Genomic DNA, 23,561 nt, shown 5'->3' with positions numbered 1-23,561 from the left:
ACGCCGTAGCCCCGCTCGTGAGCCGCTCCGAACGTGTTCGGCTGGCCGCAGTTGTCTTCGCGGTGCTCTTTACCCAACTGCTGGTGTATCCGGGCGTTGACCGGCTCGTTGATGTCCTCGGCGGTGAGCCGACAGTCGATGCCGGAACAGCGTTTCTCGGGGTTCAGCTCCTCGCATTTGTGCTGTTCTCGGCGGTCTGGGGGGCACTCTCCGACCGCGCCGGTCGGCGGACGCCGTTCATTGTCCTCGGGGCGGCGGGCGGCGCGGCCGCCTATCTCGTGCTCGTCGGCATCGTCGTCGCCGGCATCGGCGACTTCCGGACGGCGCTTGTCGTCCGGTTTGTCGAAGGTGCATTCACCATCGGTGCGTTTTCGCTTTCGATTACGATGCTGATGGACCTCGACGGCGGGCACGGGCGAAATATGGGTGCGGCCGGCATCGCCATCGGAGCGGGGGCGGCCCTAGGTGCACCTGTTGGGGGACAGCTGTACGAGTTGGGGACGCTCGCTCCGATTGTCGCCTCGGCGGTGCTGCTGGTCGGTGTCGCCGCCGTGGTTGCGACCATCCCGGATAGAGCGCCGGACGGAGGCCGGTCGCTCCGGGACGCCGTCGACTGCGTGCGGCGGCGGCCGACGCTGTTTGTCCCCTTCGCGTTCGGCTTCGCCGACCGGTTCGCCGCCGGCTTTTTCGGTCTCATCGGGACGTTCTATTTCCGGGACGCTTTCGATCTGTCGCCGTCCGAAATCGGGCTGTTGCTCGCCTGCTTTTTCGCGCCGTTCGCGCTGCTGCAGTACCCGCTCGGAACGCTCTCTGACCGTATCGGACGGGTCGTCCCGATCGTCGTTGGGTCCGCGGGGTTCGGGCTCGCTATTCTCGGTGTCGGACTCGCGCCGACGGCGGCGCTGGCGGCGGTCGGAATGGTCGCCGTCGGCGTGCTTGGGGCGTTGGTCGCACCCGCGACGATGGCGCTTGTTACTGATATCGCCGCACCGGACGAACGCGGGGCGGCGATGGGTGGGTTCAACATCTTCGGTAGCCTCGGATTTCTCGGTGGCATCATCGTCGGCGGTGCGCTGGCGACTCGATTCGATTACTTCGCCGCGTTTCTCGTCGCCGGCGGACTGGAGATCGTCATTGCCGTGCTCGCGCTCCCAGTGCTTGTACGGACCGTGTCGGACCCGACGGCGACGTTCGGCAGTCCTGAGTAACGTCAAAAATTTTAACATACAAGGGTCGCAATCATCGGTATGGTTACTGCCCTTCTCGCGTTTGCAGCCATCGCGGCTGCCTGTGGCATCGCCGTGTATCTCGCCAGCGACACTAGGCCGCTTTTCCGCGCTGTCGTCGTCTTTGGCGGGCTGCTCGCCACGCCGTATCTGGCGTTCTATTTGACCGGGATGGCGCTGCTCGGCGGTCTGCCCGCACCGGTCGCGGCGGTCCTCGTCGTCCTGCTCGGTGTCGGCCTCTATCTCGTCGCTGGGGGTTCGATTCCCGGCCACAACACCGGCGCCGCAGCGTAGCGAATACCGCAGTCAGGCGTGACACGGTGTCGGAGCCATAGCGGCGGGCCTCGGCGGCGTACCAAAACTACCATGCGTTCCCGCCGTCAGGTGTTCGGTATTACGAGGTGGTTTCCGTGAGCAAGAAACAAGAATACAGAGACGACTACCCCGAGAAGACGCTGTATCTCCCCGGCCCGACCGAAGTGCGCGATGACGTCATCAAGGCGATGTGCGAGCCGATGTTCGGCCACCGCATGGACCGGATGACGGACCTCTATACGACCATCGTCGAGGACACAAAGGAGTTCCTCGGTACGGACAACGACGTTATCATCCTCACCGCCTCTGGAACGGAGTTTTGGGAGTCGACGACGCTCAACCTCGTCGAGGACAACATGCTCGTGCCGACCTCCGGCGCGTTCAGCGAACGGCAAGCGAACGTGGCCGAGCGGCTCGGCAAGGATGTCGACCGCATCGAGTACGAGTGGGGGAAGGCCGCAAAGCCGGACGATATCCGTGACGCCCTCGAAACCGGCGACTACGACGCGGTCGGGGCGGTGATGAACGAAACCTCCACAGGAGTTCGCAACCCCATCGAGGAGATCGGCGACGTCGTCGCTGAGTACCCCGATACCTACTTCATCGTCGACGCCATCTCCTGTCTCGGCGGCGACTTTATCGACATCGAAGAACACGGCATCGACGCCATCTTCACCTCGACACAGAAGGCGTTCGCGATGCCGCCGGGGCTTGCGGTCTGTGCCGTCTCCGATGCAGCCTACGAACGCGAACTCGAATCGGAATCGGCCTCGTGGTACGGCGGCTTCCAGCGGTGTCTCGACTACTACGACCGGAAGGGACAGACCCACTCGACACCGGCGATTCCGATTATGCTCGCATACCGCAAGCAAATGAAACACATGCTCGATGAAGGACACGGCGCCCGCGACGAGCGCCACCAAGAGATGGCCGAGTACACCCGTGAGTGGGCCCGCGAGCACTTCGGTGTCTTCCCTGAGGAGGGGTATGAGTCCCAGACGGTCACCTGTGTCGAGAACACCCGTAACATCAACGTCGCCGAGACGGTCGAGGCCGTCTCGGAGGAGTACGACATGGTCTTTTCGAGCGGCTACGGCGATATCGGCGAAGAGACGTTCCGCATCGGCCACATGGGAGAACATACCGTCGAGAGTATCAAGGAATTGACAGACGCAATCGAGGACGTCGCCGACCTGTAGCGCCCGCCGAACCCCCGCTGTTTTCACGCCGGCCGGCGAACGGCCGACGATGGAGGAGCCGGAGGACAACCCCTACATTCGGGACCCACCGCTGGATTTCGAGCCGGTCGACGAACTCGACGCGGCGAGCGCAACGCGGCAGGTCGAGACGCTTCGTGAGGCGATTCGGTTCCACGATTACCGCTACTATCAGCTTGCGGACCCAGTTATCTCGGACCGAGCCTACGACCAACTATTCGAGCGGTTGGAGAGGCTCGAATCGAAGTTCGACCGCAGTTCGGCGACGAGCCCGACCCAACGGGTTGGCGGCGAGCCGCTGGACGAACTGGAGACGGTCGAACACGTCGCGCCGATGCGTTCTATCGAATCGAGCGTCGAGGTCGACGACATCCGTGACTTCGATACCCGTATCCAAGAGCGGCTCGCGGCAGCCGGCTACGAGGGACCGGTTCGGTATCTCTGTGAGCCGAAATTTGACGGCCTCTCCGTCGAGCTCGTCTACGAGGAGGGCGAACTCAGCCGCGCAGCGACGCGCGGCGATGGGCAGGAAGGCGACGATGTCACGGCCAACGTCCGGACGATTCGGTCGGTGCCGCTGACGCTCGATGGCGACTGTCCGTCGTTTCTGGCCGTTCGCGGGGAGATTTTCATGCCGAAAGACGCCTTTCAGGAGTACAATCGCGAACGGCTCGAACGGGGCGAGGAGCCGTTTTCGAACCCGCGAAACGCCGCCGCGGGAACACTGCGTCAGCTCGACCCATCAGTGACCGCGGAACGGCCGCTGGACTGTTTCGTCTTCGATATCCTCGACGACGGCGGGCGCGGCTTCGAGACGCGGATGGCGGAACACGAAGCCGTCGAAAGCTGGGGGTTTCAGGTTGATGACCACACCGCGCGGGTTGACGATATCGAGGCAGCCATTGCGTTCCGCGAGGAGATGCTGGACGGGCGGGCGTCGCTAGACTACGAAATCGACGGCATCGTCATCAAGCTTGACCGGAAGGATGCGTGTGCGCTGCTGGGCGCAACAGCCCGAGCACCGCGGTGGGCCTACGCCTACAAGTTCCCCGCGCGAACCGAGGAGACAACGGTTCGTGATATCGTCCTTCAGGTTGGACGAACCGGTCGGCTGACACCGGTCGCGTTGCTCGACCCCGTCGAGGTTTCGGGAGTAGAAGTCTCGCGGGCAACGCTGCACAACCCACAACAGATAGCCGAACTCGGCGTTGGCATCGGCGACCGGGTCACGCTGAAGCGGGCGGGCGATGTTATCCCATACATCGAGGCAGTGGTCGACTCCGAGAGGGAGGCCCACTTCGAGTTCCCGGACCGCTGTCCCGTCTGTGAGAGTCCACTCGAGCGCGACGGACCGTTGGCGTACTGTACCGGCGGGGTCGCCTGCCCGGCACAGCTCCGGCGTGCCGTCGAACATTACGCCTCTCGAAGCGGCCTCGATATCGAGGGCCTCGGCGAGAGCGCGGTCGACCAGCTCGTCGACGCCGGGCTCGTCGAGCGGCTCCCCGACCTCTACGACCTGAGCGTTGCGGATGTGGCCGAGCTGGACGGCTGGGGAAGGACAAGCGCCGAGAACCTCCTTGAGGAGCTAGAGGCGAGCACCGAACCGCCGCTTCCAGCGTTTCTGTCGGCGCTCGGCATCCCCGGCGTCGGAACAACCACTGCCGCCGACATCGCCCGTGAATTCGGCACGCTGGATGCCGTCATGGATGCGACGGCCGAAGAGTTACGAGCGGTAGACGGCATCGGGCCGACACTGGGGGGCGAAATCGCTGAGTTCTTTGACAGCGACCGCAACCAGCAGGTCATCGAACAACTTCGGAAGCGCGGCGTCGACCCGGAGCCGGCGGAGACTGCCGGGGACGCGCTGTCAGGACAAACGTTTGTGTTCACCGGCTCGCTCGATGGGCTGACTCGCGAAGAGGCCCACGAGCTGGTGGAGACGAGCGGTGGGACGGCGACCGGGAGCGTCTCGGGCAACACGGATTACCTCGTGGTCGGTGACAGCCCCGGGCAGCGCAAGCGGGAAGCCGCCAACGAACACGGCGTTGAGACGCTCAGTCAGTCCGACTTCGAGTCGTTGCTTGAATCCCACGGCATCGAAATATAGCGAGCAGGCGGAGCCAGCCCTCGAAACCTGCGGCCCGTGCCCCGCGCAACCGCCTCGGCGGGCCGCCACTGGTCAGTCAGCGCATGGGTGTGCTGGCCGCGTTCCGGTATATAAACGTCAGGTGTTAAGACGGCAGCGGACCGTGCGGTAAACGATGGGTATCTTCGAAACCGTTCGGCAAGTACTCGGATTGAGTGCGGAATCCGGCGCGACCCGCGATGCGGACCCGGAGGACCTCTTCGGCATGTCGACTGCGTATCTGACGATGGAAGCAGAACTCGGCTTTGCGCCGACCGGGGATGCGGCGCTGTGCTTCGCCGATGTCGACAGTACGGCGTTCCGGGAGGCCCGCGAGGAGGTCGAAGCAGTCCTTGAACTCGGGGAGGCCGACGGGACGACAGCGGATTTCATCGAAGACAGCCACGGCTACCACTGGGTCGTGTTACACGACACTGACTTCGAGAACCTCGTTTCGAGCATCCACTTCGCCGCCGACACGCTTATCGAAGAAGGGTTCGGTTCGCGGCTGTTGGCGGCGCTTTTTGCCTTCGAGCGCGACGGAACGACCGCCTACTGGGTGTACTCGTTCCGCCGAGGTGCGTACTATCCGTTCGTCCCGACGGGAGGCCGTCAGCGAGACCAGAAGCTCGAGTTCAAGCTCGAAAGCAGCTTCGACGGCGAGTTGGCGATAGAGGACGACACGTCGTACTGGTATCCCATGTGGCCGGAAGGGGACACCCACCCGTGGGGGTAGTGCTGTCATAGCCGGCGATGAAGGCCTGCTTCTAAACCTTCGGAGCCGAGTCCGGATAGGCCGATTCCCGTCCCCGGTTTTCACTTTCACCAAGGTGTTAACGAGGCTTTATGTACTGGGGAGACCCAGGCCTGGGTATGGCAGCAACCACAGCGGACCTCGAAGAGCTCCCGGGCGTTGGCCCGGCGACAGCCGACAAACTCCGTGAGAACGGATACGACTCGTATCAGAGCATCGCCGTCGCCAGCCCAGCAGAACTCTCGAACACCGCTGACATCGGTGAATCGAACGCCAACGACATCATTCAGGCCGCCCGTGAAGCGGCCGACATCGGCGGCTTCGAAACCGGGGCTGACGTTCTCGACCGGCGCGAACAGATCGGCAAGCTCGAGTGGCTCATCCCCGAAATCGACGAGATGCTCGGCGGTGGCGTCGAGACCCAATCGATTACCGAAGTGTACGGCGAGTTCGGGGCCGGCAAGTCGCAGGTCACCCACCAGCTTGCCGTCAACGTCCAGCTCCCCGAGGAAGCCGGCGGTCTCCACGGTCGCTGTGTCTTCGTCGACAGCGAGGACACGTTCCGGCCGGAGCGTATCGACGAGATGGTCCGCGGCCTCCCGGAGGACGTCATCGAGGCCGCACTGGAAGAGCGAGAAATCGACGGCAATCCCGACGACGAGGAGACGATGGAGGAGCTCGTCCAGTCGTTCCTCGACAAGATACACGTCGCGAAGGCGTTCAACTCCAACCACCAGATTCTGCTGGCCGAAAAGGCACAGGAAATCGCCGCCGAGCACGAGGAGGGCGACTACCCTGTCCGCCTGCTCTGTGTTGACTCGCTGACCGCGCACTTCCGAGCGGAGTACGTTGGCCGCGGCGAACTGGCCGACCGACAACAGAAGCTCAACAAGCACCTCCACGACATCGACCGGGTCGGCAATCTCTACAACGCCGCGACGGTCGTGACAAACCAGGTGCAGTCGAACCCGGATGCCTTCTTCGGTGACCCGACAAAGCCCATCGGCGGCAACATCCTCGGACACAAGTCGACCTTCCGAATGTACCTGAAGAAATCGAAGGGCGACAAGCGCATCGTCAAACTGGTCGACGCGCCGAACCTTCCGGACGGAGAAGCCGTCATGCGGGTCGAGAACGACGGCCTGAAGCCGGAGTAAGAAGCGCCGAAAACCGCACGGCGCACGTGGTGTGTGAGCCCGCACCGCCGCGCCGTCCTTTGGAAAGCCTTAAGGTGCAAACCCCTCTACGAAGGAGTGCAGGCAGCCCGGGTGGTGTAGTGGCCCATCATACGACCCTGTCACGGTCGTGACGCGGGTTCAAATCCCGCCTCGGGCGTTTCTCTGATACCCACGTCTCGATAGCCCCGTCTCTTCTGACGGCAGTAGACACTAACCGACAGAGCCCATAGTAGTTGTATGGCGACCTGGAACGGCGCGTGGTCGAAGGCGGAGGCAACCGCGTATCTGGAAGGGCAGACAGTCCCGATTCGGCTCGCGTGTCGGACACCAAGCGGCGGGCTGTGGATGCTCTCGCTGTGGTACCAGTATCAGGATGGCACGCTCGCCTGTGCGACGAGTGCTGACGCCGATGTTGTCAGCTTTCTTGAGGCCGACGATGGCGTCGCCTTCGAGGTTTCGGACAACCAGCCGCCGTATCGGGGCGTTCGCGGCGCCGGCACGGTGACGATTTCGTCCGACGAAGAAAAGACGCTGCTGCGGTCGCTCTTGGACCGATACGTCGGGGGCACGGACAACGACCTCGGCAACCAGTTATTATCAGCCGACCGAAAAGAGGTGCGACTCGAAATCGAACCGGACCGCCTCTACAGCTGGGATTTTTCGGACCGTATGTCGGACATCGATAGCTAGGCGGTGTGGTCGGCGTCTTCGGGGTCGTCGACGACCTCAACGCCGCGGTTGTTGACCGCGTGGGGGTCGAGGCCGACCTCTTCGAGGAAGTCCTTGTAGATTCGCTCGCAGGTCTCGCCGTCCTTTTGCTTGTCGCTGGCGTGGTCACAGAGGTCGGCGATGCCCTCCGGGACCTCGTTGGTGTAGATAATCCAGTGATTGACCAGATCGGAGAGCCGCCGAATGGGCGAGGTAAAGTGGCCGTAGATTTCGAAGTTCAGCGCGTGGTGGCCGCCGAAGGGGTCGGACATGTACTTCGCGCGCGGCATGACCTTCATGACGGCCCACTGAATCTTGTCGAGTTGGCGTCGCGGAGCCTCTTCAAGCGTCGCGTTAACGGCCTTTCGGGGGTCCTCCCAGGCTTCGCCGGGGATCGAGACGCCGTCGAGGTCTTGGATCTCTTGGAGCGCCTCGTTCCACTCGTCAGGCGTCGGCTGCGGATGGACCCGGAACATCGCTTCGACTCCCCGGTCCCACTGGAGGGTGTGGGTGACCGCCTTATTGGCTTTCAGCATACACTCTTCGATAATCGTGTGGGCGCGGTCCCGCTTGGGGTTCAACACCAGCGAGCCGTCTTCTTTCCGCTGTTCGTGGAGCTTCTCGGCCAGCTCGTAGGCCAGTTGGTTTTCCTCATGGAGCGGTGCGTCTTCGTCATCGAGGCGGTCCTCACAGTCGTTGTACGTCTGTCGAGCGTCAGAGTGGATGACGGATTTGTAGATGTCAATCGATTCGTGTGAAAGCGTCTCGCCGTCGATGTGCATTTCGACAGTGTGTGCGAGGCGGTCCTCGTTAGGCACGAGCGAACAGACGGTCTCGGCAAGCACCGGCGGCAACATATGGGTGGTGTAGGCCGGCAGATAGACCGTGTTGGCCCGTTCGAGCGCTTCGTCCCACATCGCCGTTTCTGGGGTAACGTAGTGGGTAACATCGGCGATGTGGACCCACAGGCGATAGCCGTCGTCGGTACGCTTGACGGAGATAGCGTCGTCGAAGTCCTGTGCATCGGCCGGGTCCGTCGTCCACGTCGTCAAATCGCGGAGGTCGCGGCGCTCTTCGAGTTCGTCCACAATGTCGCCTTCGGGGTCTTCGGCCCGTTCTTCGGCTTCTTGGAGGACTTCGCTGGGGAATTCGTCGCGTATCTCGAACTCCTCGAAGAGTTCCTCGCGCTTGTTTTTTAGATGACGGGCAAGTTCCTCGTCGATTTGGACGGGGCCTTTCCCTTCCGCCGTGCCGGCGTACGCCTGCTCGTCGCGGTCGGTCATACCGGTCGTTGGTCGGTGGTACAGTTAGTCGTTGCGTGGCGGGCGTCGGCGGGGACGGCTGCCACCGCAAGGGTATAGGCGACCGCGCCACCACGTCGGATATGGACGCACGCATTCGCGAGCACGCGACTATCATCGTCGACCATTCGACGGAGGTACAGCCGGGCGACAACGTCGTCATCAGCGCTCCAAGCGAGGCCGAGGACCTCGCCGTCGCGCTCCACGAGGTCGTCGGCGACCGGGGGGCAACGCCGGTGTATCTCGCAAGCGACAGCCGCGCCCAGCGAGCCTACCTCAAGGCGACCGACGACGACTTCGAGACGCCGACCCACCTCAAGGCGCTCTACGAGGAGACTGACGTTCTCATTCGGGTCCGCGGGGAGGCCAACGCCACCGAGCAAAGCGATGTCCCGCCGGAGACGCAGGCGGCCCGCTCGAAGGCCTACCAGCCGGTACAGGAAGTCGCCCTCTCGAAGCGGTGGTGTCTCACCCAGTATCCAACGCAGGGCAACGCCCAGTTGGCTGGCATGAGCACCGAAGGCTACCAGAACTTCGTCTGGGACGCCGTCAACAAGGATTGGGACGCACAACGACGCCATCAAGAGCAGATGGTCGAGATTCTCGACCCCGCAAGCGAGGTTCGCATCAAAAGCGGCGACACGACCGACGTGACGATGTCGCTCGACGGCATGAAGACGCTCAACGACTACGCGGAAAAGAACCTCCCCGGCGGCGAAGTCTTCACGGCCCCGGTCGTCGACAGCGTCGAAGGCGAGGTGCTTTTCGACATGCCGCTGTACCATCAGGGACGGGAAATCACCGGCGCACACCTTGTCTTCGAGGACGGCGAGGTCGTCGAACACAGCGCCGACCAAAACGAGGGGCTGCTAACCGAGGTGCTCAACACCGACCCCGGAGCCAGCCGCCTCGGCGAGCTCGGCATCGGAATGAACCGCGATATCGACGAGTTCACCTACAACATGCTCTTCGACGAGAAGATGGGCGATACCGTCCACATGGCCATCGGCCGCGCCTACGACGAGTGCGTCGGCGAGGACCGCGAGGCAAACGAGTCGGCGGTACACCTAGATATGATCGTCGACATGAGCGACGACTCCGTCATCGAAGTCGACGGAGAGGTCGTCCAGCGAGACGGGACCTTCCGCTTCGAGGACGACTTCGAGGCGTAGGCGGCAGGACGGACAGGAGCTGAAAAACAAGTCACGGAACACGCGTCCAGCGGGCGGACGCTGTCTGAGCGAACACCAGGGTGGGCCGAACCGTGACAGACCGTTACGGTGGCAGATGTCTGAGTTGGACCGAGCGTGGGCCTGCCGTCACTTCCGGTCGAACACCTCCGTCGTTCCGCGCCGGTTCACAGAACGCGACCCCCAATACAGGCGTACAGCGTTCTTGCTTTTCGATGAACGTTTAGTCGCGTTCTCGAACATTACGATTACGTGTATAGGCCGATATAGTATAAAACTTTGTGATGACGTAGTATGTTGCCAGTACGGTATGTACTCAGTCACTTAGAAGACCTGCAAGTAGACATTCGCTATATATCCTCTTTAGCAGAGAACGATTGTCTACTTTTGCCCGGTTTTCACGAGGGTAATAAAAGGTAGGGGAGGTGCGCTATCTCAAGGAGCATCCGTGCGCCGGAGGCACGCGGTTCACCCGGCGTGAGCGAAGCGAACGCCGAGGGCTTTTTCGCCCACGTTTTTGCCGTGAGTGGTCGCGGCGTAGCCGCGACCCGAGCGGGAAAAAGGTGGACGGGCACGGTGGGATTCTCACCCGAGGCCAGACCGCACGTCGTTCGGTCTGGCGTGATTCGAATCACCTGCGTGCTGCGATTCAGCACGCTTCACTATCGTTCAGCGGCTTCACGGGCACGGTGGGATTCGAACCCACGACCGTCGGATGTCTTCCCACACCGGAACGTCCGGCGCAGTTAGAAGTCCGACGCTCTATCCGGGCTGAGCTACGTGCCCTCACTCCCTGGTAGCGGGGGCGGCTTCAAAAACGGCACGGGTCCGGGCGGCCGGGTAACAAAGCCTTCAAACGGCCGCTCGCCGTAGCGACTGACGAATGCGAGTCATCGGAACTGTCGGCTTAGCGGGAAGCGGGAAAGGCGAGTTCGCGGCCGTCGCCGAAGAGCAGGGGGTTCCCGTCGTGACGATGGGCGACGTTATCCGAGAGGCCTGCCGCGACCGCGGCCTCGACCCAGCCGAACACCACGGCGAGGTCGCACAGTCGCTTCGAGAGGAAAACGGCCCCGCAGCCATCGCCGAGGCCTCGCTGCCCCATATCGAGTCGGCGCTGGAAGACGCCGCAACCGTCGTTGTCGACGGCATCCGCTCGGGCGTCGAGGTCGACACCTTCGAGTCGGCCTTCGGCGACGATTTCACGCTCGTCGCCATCGAAGCGCCATTCGAGGAGCGAAAGGACCGTATCAACGAACGCGGCCGGGACGGCGACGGCGAGACGCTCGCCGAACGCGACAACCGCGAACTCCGGTTTGGGCTCGATGAGGCGTTGGCCCGCGCCAACGTGCGAATCAACAACGACGGCAGCCTTGACGCCTTCCGAGAGCGAGCCGCGGAGGTACTGGAATCAACATGATATACAGCGTCGACGTTCAGATTACCGCGCCAGTCAACGAAACGGAAGTCACAGACCGCGTCGCCGACGCAATAGAGAACCTCTTTCCGGAGGCCGAAATCGAGTCCCACCCCGGCGAGTTGATGGGAACCGGCCACTCGATGGAGACGTTCTCCGAGCGGCTCCACGAGCAGGCTATTCTCGATTCGGCCCGCGGAGCCTTCTTTTCGGACCTCGAAGGCGATACGTTCAGCTTCCGGCTGAAGAAACAGGCGGCATTTCAGGGCGTCATCAACTTCGCGGTCGGCAGCGAAAGCGAGCTGGGCGATATCCACGTCCGGGTAAAGGTCAACGAACCGGACGCGGAGACGTATATCGACTCCGTCGCGCCGCCGACGGAGGACGGAGCGCCTGTCGAGTAGTTACTCGCAGTAGGCGTTTTCCTTGTCCATAAGGTTCCGAAGCCGGCTTCGTGCCGTCGGCTCGAACTGTCGGGGGGCGATGTCAGTCGCCGGCAGCGACGGCTGCGGGTCGGCCGCCGCCCACGGGTCGGAGCGGCCACGTGCTGTGATTTCGGTCGTCGGTCGCGGTTCGGACATCGAGGGGTTCGTGCTCATTGGTTAGGGGGTATCGGGGGGAAGTGTTCGTCGCCAGTACGGTCGGTCGAGAAACTAGCGTACCGATACGGCGAGATGGAGCCCACGAGCGCGAGTGAAGTCTCGCATGTACCTCAGTGTATTACACGATTGTTCATAAAGATACCGGCTGGTCCCAGCCATAGTCGACAAACGGGAAGGAGGCAGTAGTCTAGAGCCGATTACCGTCGCCAGACGATGACGGAGGCGTCGATACGGCCGTACGGAATGTCGTGCTGTTCGTCGGGCGACAGGGGCAATAACCCGGGCTTTGTCGTCAGCGCGACAAGCCGGTCGACGCTGCCGTCCGTCACCCGCTCGGCGAACTCGCTGTAGAGCCGCCGGAGGTCGCCCGTAACGCGGATGCCGAACGGGAGGTTCGTCACAACACAGTCGGCATCGAGCGAGGCCTCGCGAGCGTCGGCCGCGACGATATCGACCTCGTCTTCGAACCCGGCTGCCTCGCGGTTCTCGCGGGCGCACTCTCGCCACTGGGTTTGGTTGTCGCGGGCCGTAATGTCGACAGCGGCCTCCCGTCGGGTATGGGCTGCCCGACGACGGCGGAAGCGGTCGCCGTCGAACCGTGGGAGCACGGTAAACGCCGGGTCGAGGTCCGGACGGGGGACGGCATCGGTGGCGTCGAGAGCAGCCTCGATGGGTATCGTCGCCGACCCGGCCATCGGGTCGACGAGTCGGTCGTCGGCGCTGTAGTCTGCAAGCCGGAGCAGTTGGTATGCGAGCGTCCCACGGAGCGGCGCGTCGTGCTCACAGACGCGGTACGGACGACGATGGAGCGATTCGCCGGTCAAATCGACCGCGAGGGTGAACCGCTCGTCGTAGAGATACGCCTCCAGCCGAACCGTCGGGTCGTCGAGGTCGACCGGTAGCCGTGTTCCGGTCGCCTCGCGGTAGGCGTCGATGACCGCTTGGCCGACCCGGTCGGCGACATCCATGCTGGTGAACTCGTGTGTCCCGTGCCGGGTCCCGACGACGCCGAACGTCGCCTCCGGAAGCCGGTCGGCAACGGGCATGTCGGCGGTTGTCGCATAGATATCGTCGAGTCCCGCAACCGGCGTGTCGACCAGCACCGCCATAATCCGGTGGAGCGACCGGGCCCGGTAGTGGAGTTCGTACACATCCTCAACAGTACCCTCAAAGGCGACGACGCCGCGATGGTGGCGCGTCGCTTCAGCGCCGGTCAGTTCGCGGAGTTCCGCCGCCGCGACCGACTCCAATCCGCCGTTTGTCGTCGCCAGCAGTTGCACAGTTACCGTAGACCGCCCAGCGTGGAAAAGGGCGACGGGTCAGTTCGTTTCCGGGCGGAACTCGAAGCGCGCGCCGCCTTCTGACCCCTCAGTGACATCGACAGTCCACTCGTGTGCGCGGGCGATTTCCTCGACGATAGCGAGACCGAAGCCGGTCCCCTCCTCGTCAGTCGTGAATCCGCGGTCGAGCACACGGTCGCGCTCGTCGGGCGGAATACCGGGACCGTCGTCCTCGACAAAGAACCCCTCAACGAAATCGAGCGGGCCGACCCGGACAGCGATATCCTCGCCGGCGTGTTCGATAGCGTTGCGGAACAGATTCGAGAGTAGCTCGCGGAGCCGGTCGGGGTCGGCCTCGATGGGACTGTCCGTGACGGTGAGGTCGGCCTCGGCTGTCTGGACCTGCTCCCACGCCTCATCGGCGACGGCTTCGAGTGACACCGTCTCGAACTCGAGGACCCGCTGGCCCTGCTCGGCCATCGTCAGAAGGTCGTCGATAAGCAGTTCCATCCGGTCGACGACTTCGCGGGCATCGCGACACCGCCGCTCGACCGTCTCAGGGTCTACTGGGCCGTCGTCGGCGACCGTCTCAAAGTCGTCGAGATGCCCCTTCAAAAGCGTCAATGGGTTCCGGAGGTCGTGAGCGACCGAATGGCCGTACTGCTGGAGGCGCTCGTTTTGCTCTTCGAGCTTTCGCTCGTATGCTTTGAGTTCGGTGATATCGCGGTTGATAGCGACGAAGCCGGTTATTTCGCCGGCATCAGTAATCGGGGCAATGGTTTGGTCGACAACGTACTGTCCGCCGTTCTTACGCTCGTTTATTACCTCGCCATGCCAGACGTCGCCGGAGAGCACGGTCTCCCACAGCCGCCGGTAGAAATCGTGGTCGTGTTCGCCGGATTTGAGTATCGACGGCGACTGGCCGATAGCCTCCGCAGCGGAGTAGCCACTCATCTCTTCGAAGGCGTCGTTTACGTACTCGATTGTCCCCTTGGAATCGGTGATGAGGACAGCGTGACCGGCGTGTTCGACGGCGCTTCGGAACTGTTCGAGCGTCTGTTCACGCTCTTTTCGCTCCGTAATGTCGATGTTGATGGCAACGAACCGCTCAATGTCACCGTCAGGGCCTTCAACGGGCGCGATGGTCTGGTCGGCGACGTACCGCTCGCCGTGCTTCGTGTGGTTGACAATCTCGTCCCGCCAGACCTCACCGGAGAGAATCGTCTCCCAAAGCGACTCGTAGAACTCGGGGCCGTGCTCGCCCGATTTCAGAATCTGTGGCGTCTGTCCGACCGCTTCCTCGGCGGTGTAGCCCGTCGTCTCCTCGAAGGCCGAGTTGACGTACTCGATTGCACCGGTCCGGTCGGTGAAGTACACCGAGTGACCGGAGGCTTCGACGGCCCGGCGGAACATCGACAACTCGGTCTCGCGCTGCTTTCTGTCGTCTATCTCGCGGACGATACCATCGGCGTAGGTGCGCCCCTCGTCGGTGGTCCGGACCGCGGTAATCGAAACCCAGCGTTCGCCGCCATCGAGCGTCTGGGCGGCCACCTCCATGTCGCGGACGATGCTGTTCGATTCGAGCCGCTCCAGGAACCGCTGGCGGTCGGCCTCGTCACGGTAGAGAGTAGCCGCCTCGGTGCCGAGTAGGTCAGCAGCTGAATCGGCACGGAACAGCCTCGCCATCGCCGGGTTCGCGCCGACAATATCCCCGTCAGGGGCGAGGACGCTCCGGTAGACGCCGACCGGAAGCGTCTCGATAATCTCCTCGTATTGGGGCTGCTCGGCTGCTCGGTGTCTGCCAACGGCGTTTTCGATGCGCGTCTCCAGAAGCGTCGCACCGGCGGCCGCCGGAACGACATCCGTCGCACCCGCGTTCAGGGCACGCTCGGTGAAGCCGTCGGCCTCAGCGTTGGTGAGAAGAACCACAGGGAGGTTCGGGTGTGCCCGCCGGACCGTACGGAGGAACTCGATAACGTCGACGGTCGGCAGTTCAGGGGTCGCAACCACACAGTCGAAACTGCCGGAGCCGAGCCGGTCGAGACCGGTTTCGGCATCGGGAACCGTCTCGATAATAAACCGGCCGTCGACCTGTACCAGCTCGGTCACCGCGGCCACGGGGCTGTCGGGGCTGTCGCCGACAGCGAGCAACGACGTGGGACCGAGAGACCGGACCATACCCGATTCACTACGCATAATGGCAACTGTTTTTCGGTTGTTCCCGGTTTGTGGAACCGAAGCCCAAAGAGGCTGGCGGAGCAGCTACAGTCAGAACGCCAAAAGCAGCGTCACGGCGATGGCTATCCACAGCACCTTCAGCGACGTGTTGACGATAATAACCTTCGTACCGAACTCCGCCCCCCAGATACCGTACTGGAAGGGAATCGACCGTTTGAACGTCGAGACGGTAAACGAGACGATACCGCCGATGAGCATCGTCGCCACGGCCGTCCGCGCGGTGAAGACGCCGTCCTCGATGAGCGGCGCGATGGTGAGCGCGCCGCTTGTCGTGTCGAACGCATAGACCACGATAACCGGCACCGCTGCGGACGGAAGCCCGGTCAGCGCTGCCAGCGGGTCAGCCGCACCGCCGGTCAGCGACTCGAGGTCGTAGTAGGTCGTCCCCACGACGACGAGCGTGTAGACGATTGCGAGCCGTGGCAGAATCTCCCAGGTCTTTTCGAGGCCGCTCCGGCCAGCATCAAGGAGTTTCTCACGCGTCGGCGACGAATCGCCGCCCGGCGTCTCAGTGTCCGAATCGCCATCGGACATCGCACCAGGGGTGACGTTCCGCGAAGAGAGCAACAGCGCCCCGGCGAGCACGCCGGTCGCGGTGATAGCCAGCGAGATGCCGGCCCGCATGCTAACATACAGAACGCCGACCTTGAGGCCGAGAATGGGGATGAGGACCGGCGCATAGAAGGTAAAGATGTGCTGGACGAAGCCGAAGAACGTGTTGATGGTGACGGCAACGAGGGTCGCGCGGTCGTCGAGCAAGCCCGAATCCCGGTACTCCGCCAACATTCCGTAGCCGGCTGTCGTCGACGCCGCGGTCGTCAGGATGGCGCTGCCGACTTCGTCCGGAAGGTTCGCCGGGCCGGTCAGCGGCTTCGAAAGCGCCGCGATATACTGGATAGCGCCGAACGCCACGAGGAGGTTCGCGAAGGCGACGCCGATAGCGATGGCCGCCGCAATGGTCAGAATCCGCGGCAGTACCTCGCCGAGCAGCAGCGCGCCGACCGATGGCTCCATCAAGTAGAGCCAGGAGTCGCGCGACCGAAACCGTTGTGTTTCGATGGCGGCCCGCCGGTCAGTCGATGGCGGCGTCGAGTCCTGAAACAGTCGCCCGGACGGCATCGTCGGCGGCCGCTACCATCCCGAGGAAGCTCACGAACCCATGAACCATCGAGTCATAATGGGCGTGAAAGACATCGACACCGTCGTCGTCGAGCGCTTCAGCGTAGGCACAGCCCTCATCGCGGAGCGGGTCGAGGCCGGCGGTCACGACTGTCGCCGACGGAAGCCCGGTGTAGTCATCGACCAAAAGCGGGGCGAGATACTCGTTTCGGTTGTGGACCGGCGATTGGACGTACTGGTCGTGGAACCACTCCATCGTACTCTGTTCGAGAAAATACCCGGTCTCGGACGATTCGCGGCTCTCGTAGTGTGCCAGCGGTGACCCACAGACCGGATAGTAGAGCACTTGATGGGCGATATCCGGCAGGTCGCTTCCGCTGTCCTCACGAGTGTCGCGCGCCAGCAGCGAAACACCGGCCGCAAGGTTGCCACCGGCACTGTCGCCACCGACCGCGAGCGTCCCGTCGCTGCCGACCGCATCCGGGTTGTCGGCGACCCACTCGGCGGCCGCACAGGCGTCTTCGAGCGCCGCCGGGAACGGATGCTCCGGCGCGAGGCGGTACGCAACGGAGACGACGTGCCAGCCGCTCTGTTCGGCGAGGCGCTGGCAGATGTTCGCGTGCGTGTCGATGCTGCCGACGACGAAGCCGCCGCCGTGGAAATACAGCAGCGTCGGCCGCGCTTCGGCAGCCGCACGGAAGACGCGAGCGTCGAGGTCGCCGTCCGGCCCGGGGATTGTGATGTCGACCTCGTCGTGGACGTCGTAGGTGGGCGCAAACGACCCCAGCGCCTCGAACTGCTGGCGGGCACCGTCAACGCCGAGGTGTTCGAGCGCCGGCGCGTCCGCAAGGAGGTCGAGAATCGGCTGCAACTGGTCGTCGGGAGCGTCGGCCATACCCGTACCAGCCACGGCAGCCACTTGATTGTGGAGCCGTCATCGCCGGAGGGATTTAAACGTCCGATTGGTATTTGCCGCTGGGAAACGGACAACAGCGTGTGCAGGAGTACCAGCGCAAGCAGCTCCTCGAACGCATCGACCGCGAGGGGGCTACCCTCGGGGTCGACATCCCCGACCGTATCGAGATACAGGGCGAGGAGGTCGAGCTCCGGGAGTTCGTCTTCGAAATCAAACGCCGGGAGACGGTTCCGGCCGGCGAAAGAGAGCGCGTCGAACAGGCAAAACGGAACCTCCGGCGCGAGCGGCTCGAACGCAAAGAACGCATCGAGGAGGGTGAGATTCCGTTCGAGGAGGGCGAGCGGCTGGCCGACGCCATCGTCGGCATCGACCGAGCGCTCGAAGCACTGGAGAGCCTCGGCCCCGAAAGCGTCGAGGCGGAGGCAAAGCGGCAGCAAGCCGCCGACAAAAAGCGCTGGATGGACTTCCTGAAGAAGGCCCTCGGACACGACGACGACGGGCCGCAGGTGGGGAGACGATGAGCAGGAACGCCGACGTTGCCGCGCTGCTTGAGGAGATGGCAGCCCACCTCGAAGCGCGCGATGTCGACTACAAGCCGAACGTCTACCGGCGGGCCGCAGAGAGCATCCGCGGCCACACCGTCGCCGTCGAAACACTCTACGAGGAGGGAGGTGAGGACGCGTTAACCGAAATCGACGACGTTGGCGACGCCATCGCAGGCAAGACGGCCGAGTACATCGAGACCGGCGACATCGAGGAACTGGCAGACCTCCGCGAGGGGCTTCCTGTCGAGATGGACGCGTTGACCGCCGTCGAAGGCGTCGGGCCGAAGACGGTGGCGTCGCTGTACGACGCGCTGGAAATCGAAACGTTAGACGACCTCGAAGCCGCCGCGGAGGCCGGCGAGATACAGACCGTCAGCGGGTTCGGCGAAAAAACCGAACAGAACATTCTCAAAAACATTCCCTTCGCCCGCGAGTCGCGCGCGAGAAGCCTGCTTGGCGAGGCGCGGCCGCTCGCGGACCGCATCGTCGAGTACGTCGAGTCGATGCCGGTCGCCGAGGCCGTCGAGACGGCAGGGTCAATCCGCCGCTGGCGGCCGACGGTTGGCGATGTGGATGTGCTGGTCGGCAGTGCCGACCGGGAGGCGGTTATCGAGGCGTTTACCGATTGGCCGGCGGCCGACGCCGTCATCGAGGCCGGCACGAACAAGGCCAGCGTCCGCTCGAACGGCGTCCGGGTCGACCTCCGGGTCGTCGACCCGGACTCGTTCGGCGCGGCGCTGCAGTATTTCACCGGCAGCAAGGACCACAACGTCGCCGTCCGCAACCGAGCTATCGACCACGACCTGAAGCTAAACGAGTACGGTGTCTTCGATATCAGCGATATCGACGACCCCGACGCAGGCCAGCGAGTCGGCGACCGCGTCGCCGGCGAAAGCGAGGCGGGCGTCTACGAAGCCGTCGGAATGGCGTGGGTACCGCCGGAGATACGCGAGAACCGCGGCGAGGTCGATGCTGCCGCCGAAGAGTCGCTTCCGGACCTTCTGGAGGAAGCCGACATCCGCGGTGACCTTCACCTCCACACGACGGCCTCGGACGGACAGACGAGCGTGGAAGGGATGGCCGAGGCTGCCGCCGAGTACGGCCACGAGTACATCGCCGTCGCCGACCACGCAACCGGTCCCGGGATGGTCGGCGGCGTCGGGCTAACCGACGAGGAGCTGTTCGACCTTCGGGAGACAGTTCGGGCGGTCGACGATTCGGCTTCAATCGACGTGTTCGCCGGTGTCGAAGCCAACATCGGCGAAGACGGCTCAATCAGTGTCAGCGAGGACGTTCTCGAAGCCCTCGATTGCGTTGTCGCGTCGCCGCACAGCGGCCTCGATGGCGACGGGACCGACCGGCTCGTGGCGGCCATCGAACACCCGGAGGTCGACATCATCGGCCACCCGACCGGCCGGCTGCTGAACCAGCGGCCCGGCCACGATGTCGACATCGAGCGGGTCGCTTCGGCGGCGGCCGACAGCGATACCGCCTTGGAAATCAACGCCAACCCGCATCGGCTCGACCTCCGGTCGAGCTACGTCAAAGCCGCAATCGAAGCCGGAGCGACCATCGCCATCAACACCGACGCCCATCGCCCGGGCGCATACGACTACATGCGGTTCGGCGTCCACACGGGCCGCCGAGGCTGGGCGGAGCCAGACGACGTACTCAACTGCCGGGACAGCGACGGGGTTCGAGCGTTTCTCGAATGAGCGACACCCGACGATGTCGCCCGGCCTCCGACCGGTTGCTGCTGGACGTAATGCTCGGCAAACTCGCCGTCTATCTCCGGTGCTGTGGCTACGACACCGTCTACGCAGGCGACCGAGACATCGAGGCCGACGACCGGCTCCGCGAACTCGCTGCCACAGAAGGCCGAGTGCTCATCACGCGAGACACCGAGCTTGCGGCTCGGGTCGACCGGGGGCTGTTGCTGGGAACGCGCGATGTCGAGGCCCAGCTTTCGGAGCTACACGAGATGGGTGTCGAACTCACCGTCGATGAGCGTCCGACACGTTGTGGCCGCTGTAACGGTCACTTAGAGCCGGTCGGCGCTGACGAGCCGACGCCGGAGTACGCGCCCGACTCCGCCGGGACAGACTGCTGGCGCTGCCATGCCTGCGAGCAGGTGTTCTGGAAGGGGAGCCACTGGGAGCGGATGCAGGAAACGATTGCGAACGTCGGATGATGCGGTCGGCCGCACTATTCGGATGTCGTTCGATAAGGCTGGCGGCTACTTCGTGTTCGGCGACCACTTGTCGCAGGCGTCCATGTCGTCCATCGCCTCGCTGTGGAGGCCACAGTACGGTACCAGCCCGTCGTCAGTTCGGGCGTACCGGAAGTGGGTACAGTTGCCGCAGTAGCGGTCGTTCGAAGGGGTCTCCGGTCCGTCATCGAGGAATTCGGCGTCGTCGCCCGGCGTCTGTATCGATGGCTCGTCCGTCGCACCGCCGTCGGTCGCGCTCGCATCGGCCGCGGGGCCGGGGGCCGACCGCGACTGACGGGAACGGGACGACGACCCCCTTGATGACGAGCGCGACGGCGAGCCGGAACCGCCGGATGAGCGAGGCGACAACGAGCCGGACTCGGTTCTGCGGCGGGTGTCGGACGAGCGGGAGCCGACACCGGCTCCACCGCCGGTGGCCTGCTTGTTGCGGTTGCGGTCGCGGGACCCGTCGTTGGTTTGGGTTTCGACATCGCCCTCCGGCTGGCCGCCGAGCAGACCGATACCGCCCAGCGTGCCGCGCAGGTCGTCGTTGGAGACCTCGACGACCTTCGTTTCGCCGCCCTTCGTGACCTCCAGTTTGACGGTGCCACCGGGGTCGTTTCGGGCCTTGAAATTCGCCACCGCGGTAAAGAGACTCCACGTCATCACGATAGCGCCGGCGAAGTAGGTCGCGGCGACGACAAGCGTCATCGTCGTGTTGCCGGAGGCACCAACCCAGTCGACCGGATACCAGCGACGGAACATTCCGACACCGATGAGACAAAGCACCGCGCCAGCGCCGACCCCGACCTGTAGCTCGCGGGCCGCTCGCGGCAGCGCGACCAACATTCCGAGCAGGACGGCCGGGAGCCCGACACCACCGAGAATCCCCGCGACCTCACGGGCCTCGTAGAGCCCGAGGCCGACGTAGGCCCCGAGTCCGGTCGATGCGATGAGGATGCCCGTTGTCACGAGGACCACGCCGACCCCGAACAGGACGACGCCGGCGTAGAGCCGTCGGAGGCCGGCCCCCGACCCGCCCTCGTAGACCTCCGTGAGGCTAGCCATGTCGGGCCGTACTAACTCTACGTACAAAACACTACGTCAGACAGGCGCAAGACGAAACGGACAGCCACAGCAGCCCTAGATATCCCGAATCCGCTCTTCGGCGGCCGAAAGCGCCGCGTCGGCGTCGAAGTCGTCGATAATATTCTCAAGCGTCGACGCGTCCTCGCCGGCAAGGGCTTCGGCATGGGCGGTCATGTTTGGCACCGCACGAATCAGGTTGTCGACAATGGGAACGGCCGCCGACTGTGCCGACCGCGACATCGGATTGAGGTCGATAACTAGCTCCGTCTTGCCCATCTCCGCGAGGGCCGCAGCCCGGTCGCCGTCCTCCAACGGTACCAACACGACATCCGCGCTGCCGATGCCGTCGGCGTCGACCGTGGCACGCTCGTGGTCCAGTCCCGGAATGCGACCGTCCGCATTCAGCCCCTTTACTTCCTCGGCCCCGTGTTCGCGGAGATGGTCGGCGATGCGTTCCATGCGCGCTTCAGTCCGGTTAAAGAGGTTGACCTCGATGTCAGCACCGGTCGCCGCCGCAAGCGCGACCATCTCGCCGGGGGCCAAGGCCGCGACGTTGCCGTTGACCGAGAGCACGGGCTGGTCGGCCGAAAGCAGGTGGGCAGCGGCGGCCCGCGCGGCGTCGTCGGCGCTGGGTATCGTTTCCTCGCCGAGCAGGTAGTCGAAGGCCTCGCCGCGGCCCTGTGCGATGAGCCCCTGGCGGGACGTGATACCGAGGTCGACGCCCTCCTCGATGCGGTGTCGGGTCAAAAGCGACTCATACCGCGGATGCGACTCCGGGATGTCCGGACCGGTCATACCGACCAGTCGACGGCCGGCCGGCAAAAGCGTCCCGCTCCCCTGTCGGACAGCCGGCAAGGTGGTGGTACTAAAACGCTTTGGGCGGTCTGCCGGCGACGCACATTGGCGGCCAGCCGTTTACCGCCGCCGTTGCCAAGACCGCACGATGACAAAAGCAGCAATCGTGATTCTCGCGGGCACAGAGCACATGAGCGACACCGGTCGGTTGGTCAACGGACTCGAAGCCGCACGGGAGTTCCGTGAGGCTGGCGACGAAATCGAGCTCATTTTCGACGGAGCGGCGACCCAGTGGGTCGGCGAGCTCGAATCCGAAGACCACCCCTACCACGACCTCTATCTGTCTGTCAAGGACGAAATAGAGGTCTGTGAGTACTGTGTCGGCGCGTTCGAACAGGAGGCGGCGGTCTCAGAAGCCGGCGTCGGCCGCCGGGACGAACACGACGGCCATCCCAGCATCCGCTCGCTCGTCGAGGACGGCTACGAGGTCATTACGTTCTGACCGGCCGCCTCAGAGATGTGCGCCCGGCAGGCAGACGGCACACTGCGTAGCATCGTAGCCGGCCGCCGAGAGCCCACCATCGAGCGCAAAAACCGTCTCGCCGAGCATCGCCATCGAGGCCTCGCCGTCGGCGTCGGCGACCGACTCGATTGCTTCTTCGACCGGCGGCGTCAGGAGGCCGGCTTCGCGGGCGAAGCGCCGGGAGGCCTCCATGAACGTCTCGACGGTCGGCTCGGCGACGAGCGACGAAAGCGCGCGCTGGCCCGCGGCGGTTAGTTCGTCGGTGTTGTCGGAGAGCACATCGGCCGTCGAAAGCTCGCCGAACGTGACGTACTCGATGTCACGAACGGCCGGAATGCCGTCCATCGCGCCATGAGCCGGCGCGCCCGGCTCCAATCGAACCGGAAATCCGCCGCGAGCCTGTGCGACCACATCACCGAGGCCCGTTCCGGCCTGTACCTCCGCTCCGTGGGCGATAGTAACGAGTTCGTTCTCGGAGAGTCCGCGGTCGAAAACCGCATTCGCCGCCAGCGCCGTCCCCAGCGCCGCGCCGCCGGAGACGCCGAAGCCAGCGCTGACCGGCAGGTCCGTTTCGACGACGACGCGAGCGGTCGCCCGCAGCGCCCCGAGAACGCGGTCGACGGCCTCAATGTCGGCCGACTCGCCGTTGAGTTCGACGCCGTCGCCCGGTTCAAGCCGGACAGTCACGCCCGAATCAAGCGCGACGCCTGCGCCGCGAGAGCCGGCCTTCGTCGGGTCGTCGTCCGGGTGGGCGCTAAAAAAGCCCGTTATGTGTCCCGGAACGAACGCCGTTGCCGCGTCTGTCATGGAAGACCCT

23 protein-coding genes and 2 tRNA genes are annotated in these 23,561 nt (G+C 64.1%); 15 read left to right on the top strand and 10 right to left on the bottom strand.

Features of this window, described 5'->3' with window-relative positions; genetic code table 11:
- Nucleotides 1–17 precede the first annotated feature (17 nt).
- From NP_RS02235 to NP_RS02200, 8 genes are all read left to right on the top strand, one after another.
- Nucleotides 18–1,208: an MFS transporter gene (locus tag NP_RS02235; RefSeq protein ID WP_011322171.1), complete on the top strand. Its 1,191-nt coding sequence runs from the start codon at nt 18–20 to the stop codon at nt 1,206–1,208.
- 39 nt (nt 1,209–1,247) lie between these two features.
- On the top strand, nt 1,248–1,520 hold the full coding sequence (locus tag NP_RS02230) for a hypothetical protein (protein ID WP_011322170.1): 273 nt from the start codon (nt 1,248–1,250) through the stop codon (nt 1,518–1,520).
- A gap of 116 nt (nt 1,521–1,636) precedes the next feature.
- Nucleotides 1,637–2,740 (top strand): pyridoxal-phosphate-dependent aminotransferase family protein, encoded by a 1,104-nt coding sequence (locus NP_RS02225; RefSeq protein WP_011322169.1) that lies wholly within the window; start codon nt 1,637–1,639, stop codon nt 2,738–2,740.
- Nucleotides 2,741–2,789: 49 nt separating this feature from the next.
- Nucleotides 2,790–4,865 carry an NAD-dependent DNA ligase LigA gene (gene ligA / locus NP_RS02220; RefSeq protein WP_011322168.1) on the top strand — a complete coding sequence of 692 codons (2,076 nt, stop codon included), beginning with the start codon at nt 2,790–2,792 and terminating at the stop codon, nt 4,863–4,865.
- A 154-nt stretch (nt 4,866–5,019) separates the two neighbouring features.
- The gene (gene pspAB, locus NP_RS02215; RefSeq protein ID WP_011322167.1) at nt 5,020–5,619 is read left to right on the top strand and encodes a PspA-associated protein PspAB; all 600 of its coding nucleotides are present in this window, start codon (nt 5,020–5,022) and stop codon (nt 5,617–5,619) included.
- Between the two features lie 137 nt (nt 5,620–5,756).
- Nucleotides 5,757–6,794 (top strand): DNA repair and recombination protein RadA, encoded by a 1,038-nt coding sequence (gene radA, locus NP_RS02210; RefSeq protein WP_011322166.1) that lies wholly within the window; start codon nt 5,757–5,759, stop codon nt 6,792–6,794.
- A gap of 105 nt (nt 6,795–6,899) precedes the next feature.
- Nucleotides 6,900–6,972, top strand: a tRNA-Asp gene (locus NP_RS02205).
- 80 nt (nt 6,973–7,052) lie between these two features.
- Nucleotides 7,053–7,505, top strand: coding sequence for a pyridoxamine 5'-phosphate oxidase family protein (locus NP_RS02200; RefSeq protein WP_011322165.1), 453 nt, complete (start codon nt 7,053–7,055; stop codon nt 7,503–7,505).
- Here NP_RS02200 and NP_RS02195 read toward each other — a convergent pair.
- Nucleotides 7,502–8,806 carry a ribonuclease catalytic domain-containing protein gene (locus tag NP_RS02195; RefSeq protein ID WP_011322164.1) on the bottom strand — a complete coding sequence of 435 codons (1,305 nt, stop codon included), beginning with the start codon at nt 8,804–8,806 and terminating at the stop codon, nt 7,502–7,504. The genes NP_RS02200 and NP_RS02195 overlap by 4 nt on opposite strands.
- A gap of 101 nt (nt 8,807–8,907) precedes the next feature.
- Between NP_RS02195 and NP_RS02190 the strand changes: the two genes are divergently transcribed.
- Nucleotides 8,908–9,996: an aminopeptidase gene (locus NP_RS02190; protein WP_011322163.1), complete on the top strand. Its 1,089-nt coding sequence runs from the start codon at nt 8,908–8,910 to the stop codon at nt 9,994–9,996.
- 699 nt (nt 9,997–10,695) lie between these two features.
- Here NP_RS02190 and NP_RS02185 read toward each other — a convergent pair.
- Nucleotides 10,696–10,800 (bottom strand) — tRNA-Arg (locus NP_RS02185).
- Between the two features lie 97 nt (nt 10,801–10,897).
- Between NP_RS02185 and NP_RS02180 the strand changes: the two genes are divergently transcribed.
- Together NP_RS02180 and NP_RS02175 are read left to right on the top strand one after the other, a co-directional pair.
- Entirely contained in the window at nt 10,898–11,431 is a 534-nt protein-coding gene (locus NP_RS02180; RefSeq protein WP_011322162.1) for an AAA family ATPase, read from the top strand.
- Complete coding sequence (locus NP_RS02175; protein ID WP_011322161.1) at nt 11,428–11,832, top strand: RNA-binding domain-containing protein; 405 nt, start codon at nt 11,428–11,430, stop codon at nt 11,830–11,832. Before NP_RS02180 ends, NP_RS02175 begins: the two co-directional genes overlap by 4 nt.
- Here the strand turns inward: NP_RS02175 and NP_RS14300 are convergent, their stop codons facing one another.
- The 5 genes from NP_RS14300 to NP_RS02155 all read right to left on the bottom strand — a co-directional run bounded on the left by NP_RS14300 (nt 11,833) and on the right by NP_RS02155 (nt 17,562).
- Nucleotides 11,833–12,027 carry a hypothetical protein gene (locus tag NP_RS14300; protein WP_011322160.1) on the bottom strand — a complete coding sequence of 65 codons (195 nt, stop codon included), beginning with the start codon at nt 12,025–12,027 and terminating at the stop codon, nt 11,833–11,835.
- A 200-nt stretch (nt 12,028–12,227) separates the two neighbouring features.
- On the bottom strand, nt 12,228–13,310 hold the full coding sequence (locus tag NP_RS02170) for a THUMP domain-containing class I SAM-dependent RNA methyltransferase (RefSeq protein ID WP_011322159.1): 1,083 nt from the start codon (nt 13,308–13,310) through the stop codon (nt 12,228–12,230).
- Between the two features lie 39 nt (nt 13,311–13,349).
- A complete protein-coding gene (locus tag NP_RS02165; RefSeq protein WP_011322158.1) occupies nt 13,350–15,488 on the bottom strand; it encodes a PAS domain S-box protein in 2,139 nt (712 codons plus the stop codon).
- 90 nt (nt 15,489–15,578) lie between these two features.
- The gene (locus NP_RS02160; protein ID WP_011322157.1) at nt 15,579–16,562 is read right to left on the bottom strand and encodes a nucleoside recognition protein; all 984 of its coding nucleotides are present in this window, start codon (nt 16,560–16,562) and stop codon (nt 15,579–15,581) included.
- Nucleotides 16,563–16,620: 58 nt separating this feature from the next.
- Nucleotides 16,621–17,562 (bottom strand): alpha/beta hydrolase, encoded by a 942-nt coding sequence (locus NP_RS02155; protein WP_011322156.1) that lies wholly within the window; start codon nt 17,560–17,562, stop codon nt 16,621–16,623.
- Between the two features lie 101 nt (nt 17,563–17,663).
- On the opposite strand from NP_RS02155, the gene NP_RS02150 reads away from it, so the two are divergent.
- From NP_RS02150 to NP_RS02140, 3 genes are read left to right on the top strand one after another with little or no spacing between them, the layout of a single operon-like run.
- Nucleotides 17,664–18,104: a DUF5788 family protein gene (locus NP_RS02150; protein WP_011322155.1), complete on the top strand. Its 441-nt coding sequence runs from the start codon at nt 17,664–17,666 to the stop codon at nt 18,102–18,104.
- Complete coding sequence (polX, locus tag NP_RS02145) at nt 18,101–19,843, top strand: DNA polymerase/3'-5' exonuclease PolX (protein ID WP_011322154.1); 1,743 nt, start codon at nt 18,101–18,103, stop codon at nt 19,841–19,843. The genes NP_RS02150 and polX overlap by 4 nt, the downstream gene beginning before the upstream one ends.
- Complete coding sequence (locus NP_RS02140; protein ID WP_011322153.1) at nt 19,840–20,319, top strand: Mut7-C RNAse domain-containing protein; 480 nt, start codon at nt 19,840–19,842, stop codon at nt 20,317–20,319. The genes polX and NP_RS02140 overlap by 4 nt, the downstream gene beginning before the upstream one ends.
- Before the next feature lie 45 nt (nt 20,320–20,364).
- On the opposite strand, the gene NP_RS02135 is transcribed toward NP_RS02140, so the two are convergent.
- Both NP_RS02135 and NP_RS02130 read right to left on the bottom strand, forming a co-directional pair.
- Nucleotides 20,365–21,405 (bottom strand): DUF7139 domain-containing protein, encoded by a 1,041-nt coding sequence (locus NP_RS02135; protein ID WP_011322152.1) that lies wholly within the window; start codon nt 21,403–21,405, stop codon nt 20,365–20,367.
- Between the two features lie 75 nt (nt 21,406–21,480).
- Nucleotides 21,481–22,221, bottom strand: coding sequence for a 4-phosphopantoate--beta-alanine ligase (locus NP_RS02130; RefSeq protein WP_011322151.1), 741 nt, complete (start codon nt 22,219–22,221; stop codon nt 21,481–21,483).
- 148 nt (nt 22,222–22,369) lie between these two features.
- Here NP_RS02130 and NP_RS02125 point away from each other — a divergent pair, with 148 nt between their 5' ends.
- Nucleotides 22,370–22,723: a DsrE family protein gene (locus NP_RS02125; protein WP_011322150.1), complete on the top strand. Its 354-nt coding sequence runs from the start codon at nt 22,370–22,372 to the stop codon at nt 22,721–22,723.
- Nucleotides 22,724–22,732: 9 nt separating this feature from the next.
- On the opposite strand, the gene NP_RS02120 is transcribed toward NP_RS02125, so the two are convergent.
- Nucleotides 22,733–23,551, bottom strand: a complete 819-nt coding sequence (locus tag NP_RS02120; RefSeq protein ID WP_011322149.1) for a pantoate kinase — start codon at nt 23,549–23,551, stop codon at nt 22,733–22,735.
- Between the last annotated feature and the right edge of the window lie 10 nt (nt 23,552–23,561).

Origin of the sequence: Natronomonas pharaonis DSM 2160, from assembly GCF_000026045.1 — an archaeon.
GTDB lineage: Archaea > Halobacteriota > Halobacteria > Halobacteriales > Haloarculaceae > Natronomonas > Natronomonas pharaonis.
The sequence above is the reverse complement of the archived record's forward strand: the minus strand, read 5'-3'. Positions and strand labels throughout refer to the sequence as shown.

Bases quoted from the DNA above. Each gene is read 5' to 3' on its own strand.
- NP_RS02230 (WP_011322170.1), top strand. From the start codon at position 1,248: ATGGTTACTGCCCTTCTCGCGTTTGCAGCCATCGCGGCTGCCTGTGGC.
- ligA (WP_011322168.1), top strand. From the start codon at position 2,790: ATGGAGGAGCCGGAGGACAACCCCTACATTCGGGACCCACCGCTGGAT.
- pspAB (WP_011322167.1), top strand. From the start codon at position 5,020: ATGGGTATCTTCGAAACCGTTCGGCAAGTACTCGGATTGAGTGCGGAA.
- radA (WP_011322166.1), top strand. From the start codon at position 5,757: ATGGCAGCAACCACAGCGGACCTCGAAGAGCTCCCGGGCGTTGGCCCG.
- NP_RS02200 (WP_011322165.1), top strand. From the start codon at position 7,053: ATGGCGACCTGGAACGGCGCGTGGTCGAAGGCGGAGGCAACCGCGTAT.
- NP_RS02195 (WP_011322164.1), bottom strand. From the start codon at position 8,806: ATGACCGACCGCGACGAGCAGGCGTACGCCGGCACGGCGGAAGGGAAA.
- NP_RS02190 (WP_011322163.1), top strand. From the start codon at position 8,908: ATGGACGCACGCATTCGCGAGCACGCGACTATCATCGTCGACCATTCG.
- NP_RS02180 (WP_011322162.1), top strand. From the start codon at position 10,898: ATGCGAGTCATCGGAACTGTCGGCTTAGCGGGAAGCGGGAAAGGCGAG.
- NP_RS02175 (WP_011322161.1), top strand. From the start codon at position 11,428: ATGATATACAGCGTCGACGTTCAGATTACCGCGCCAGTCAACGAAACG.
- NP_RS14300 (WP_011322160.1), bottom strand. From the start codon at position 12,027: ATGAGCACGAACCCCTCGATGTCCGAACCGCGACCGACGACCGAAATC.
- NP_RS02165 (WP_011322158.1), bottom strand. From the start codon at position 15,488: ATGGTCCGGTCTCTCGGTCCCACGTCGTTGCTCGCTGTCGGCGACAGC.
- NP_RS02160 (WP_011322157.1), bottom strand. From the start codon at position 16,562: ATGGAGCCATCGGTCGGCGCGCTGCTGCTCGGCGAGGTACTGCCGCGG.
- NP_RS02155 (WP_011322156.1), bottom strand. From the start codon at position 17,562: ATGGCCGACGCTCCCGACGACCAGTTGCAGCCGATTCTCGACCTCCTT.
- polX (WP_011322154.1), top strand. From the start codon at position 18,101: ATGAGCAGGAACGCCGACGTTGCCGCGCTGCTTGAGGAGATGGCAGCC.
- NP_RS02140 (WP_011322153.1), top strand. From the start codon at position 19,840: ATGAGCGACACCCGACGATGTCGCCCGGCCTCCGACCGGTTGCTGCTG.
- NP_RS02135 (WP_011322152.1), bottom strand. From the start codon at position 21,405: ATGGCTAGCCTCACGGAGGTCTACGAGGGCGGGTCGGGGGCCGGCCTC.
- NP_RS02130 (WP_011322151.1), bottom strand. From the start codon at position 22,221: ATGACCGGTCCGGACATCCCGGAGTCGCATCCGCGGTATGAGTCGCTT.
- NP_RS02125 (WP_011322150.1), top strand. From the start codon at position 22,370: ATGACAAAAGCAGCAATCGTGATTCTCGCGGGCACAGAGCACATGAGC.
- NP_RS02120 (WP_011322149.1), bottom strand. From the start codon at position 23,551: ATGACAGACGCGGCAACGGCGTTCGTTCCGGGACACATAACGGGCTTT.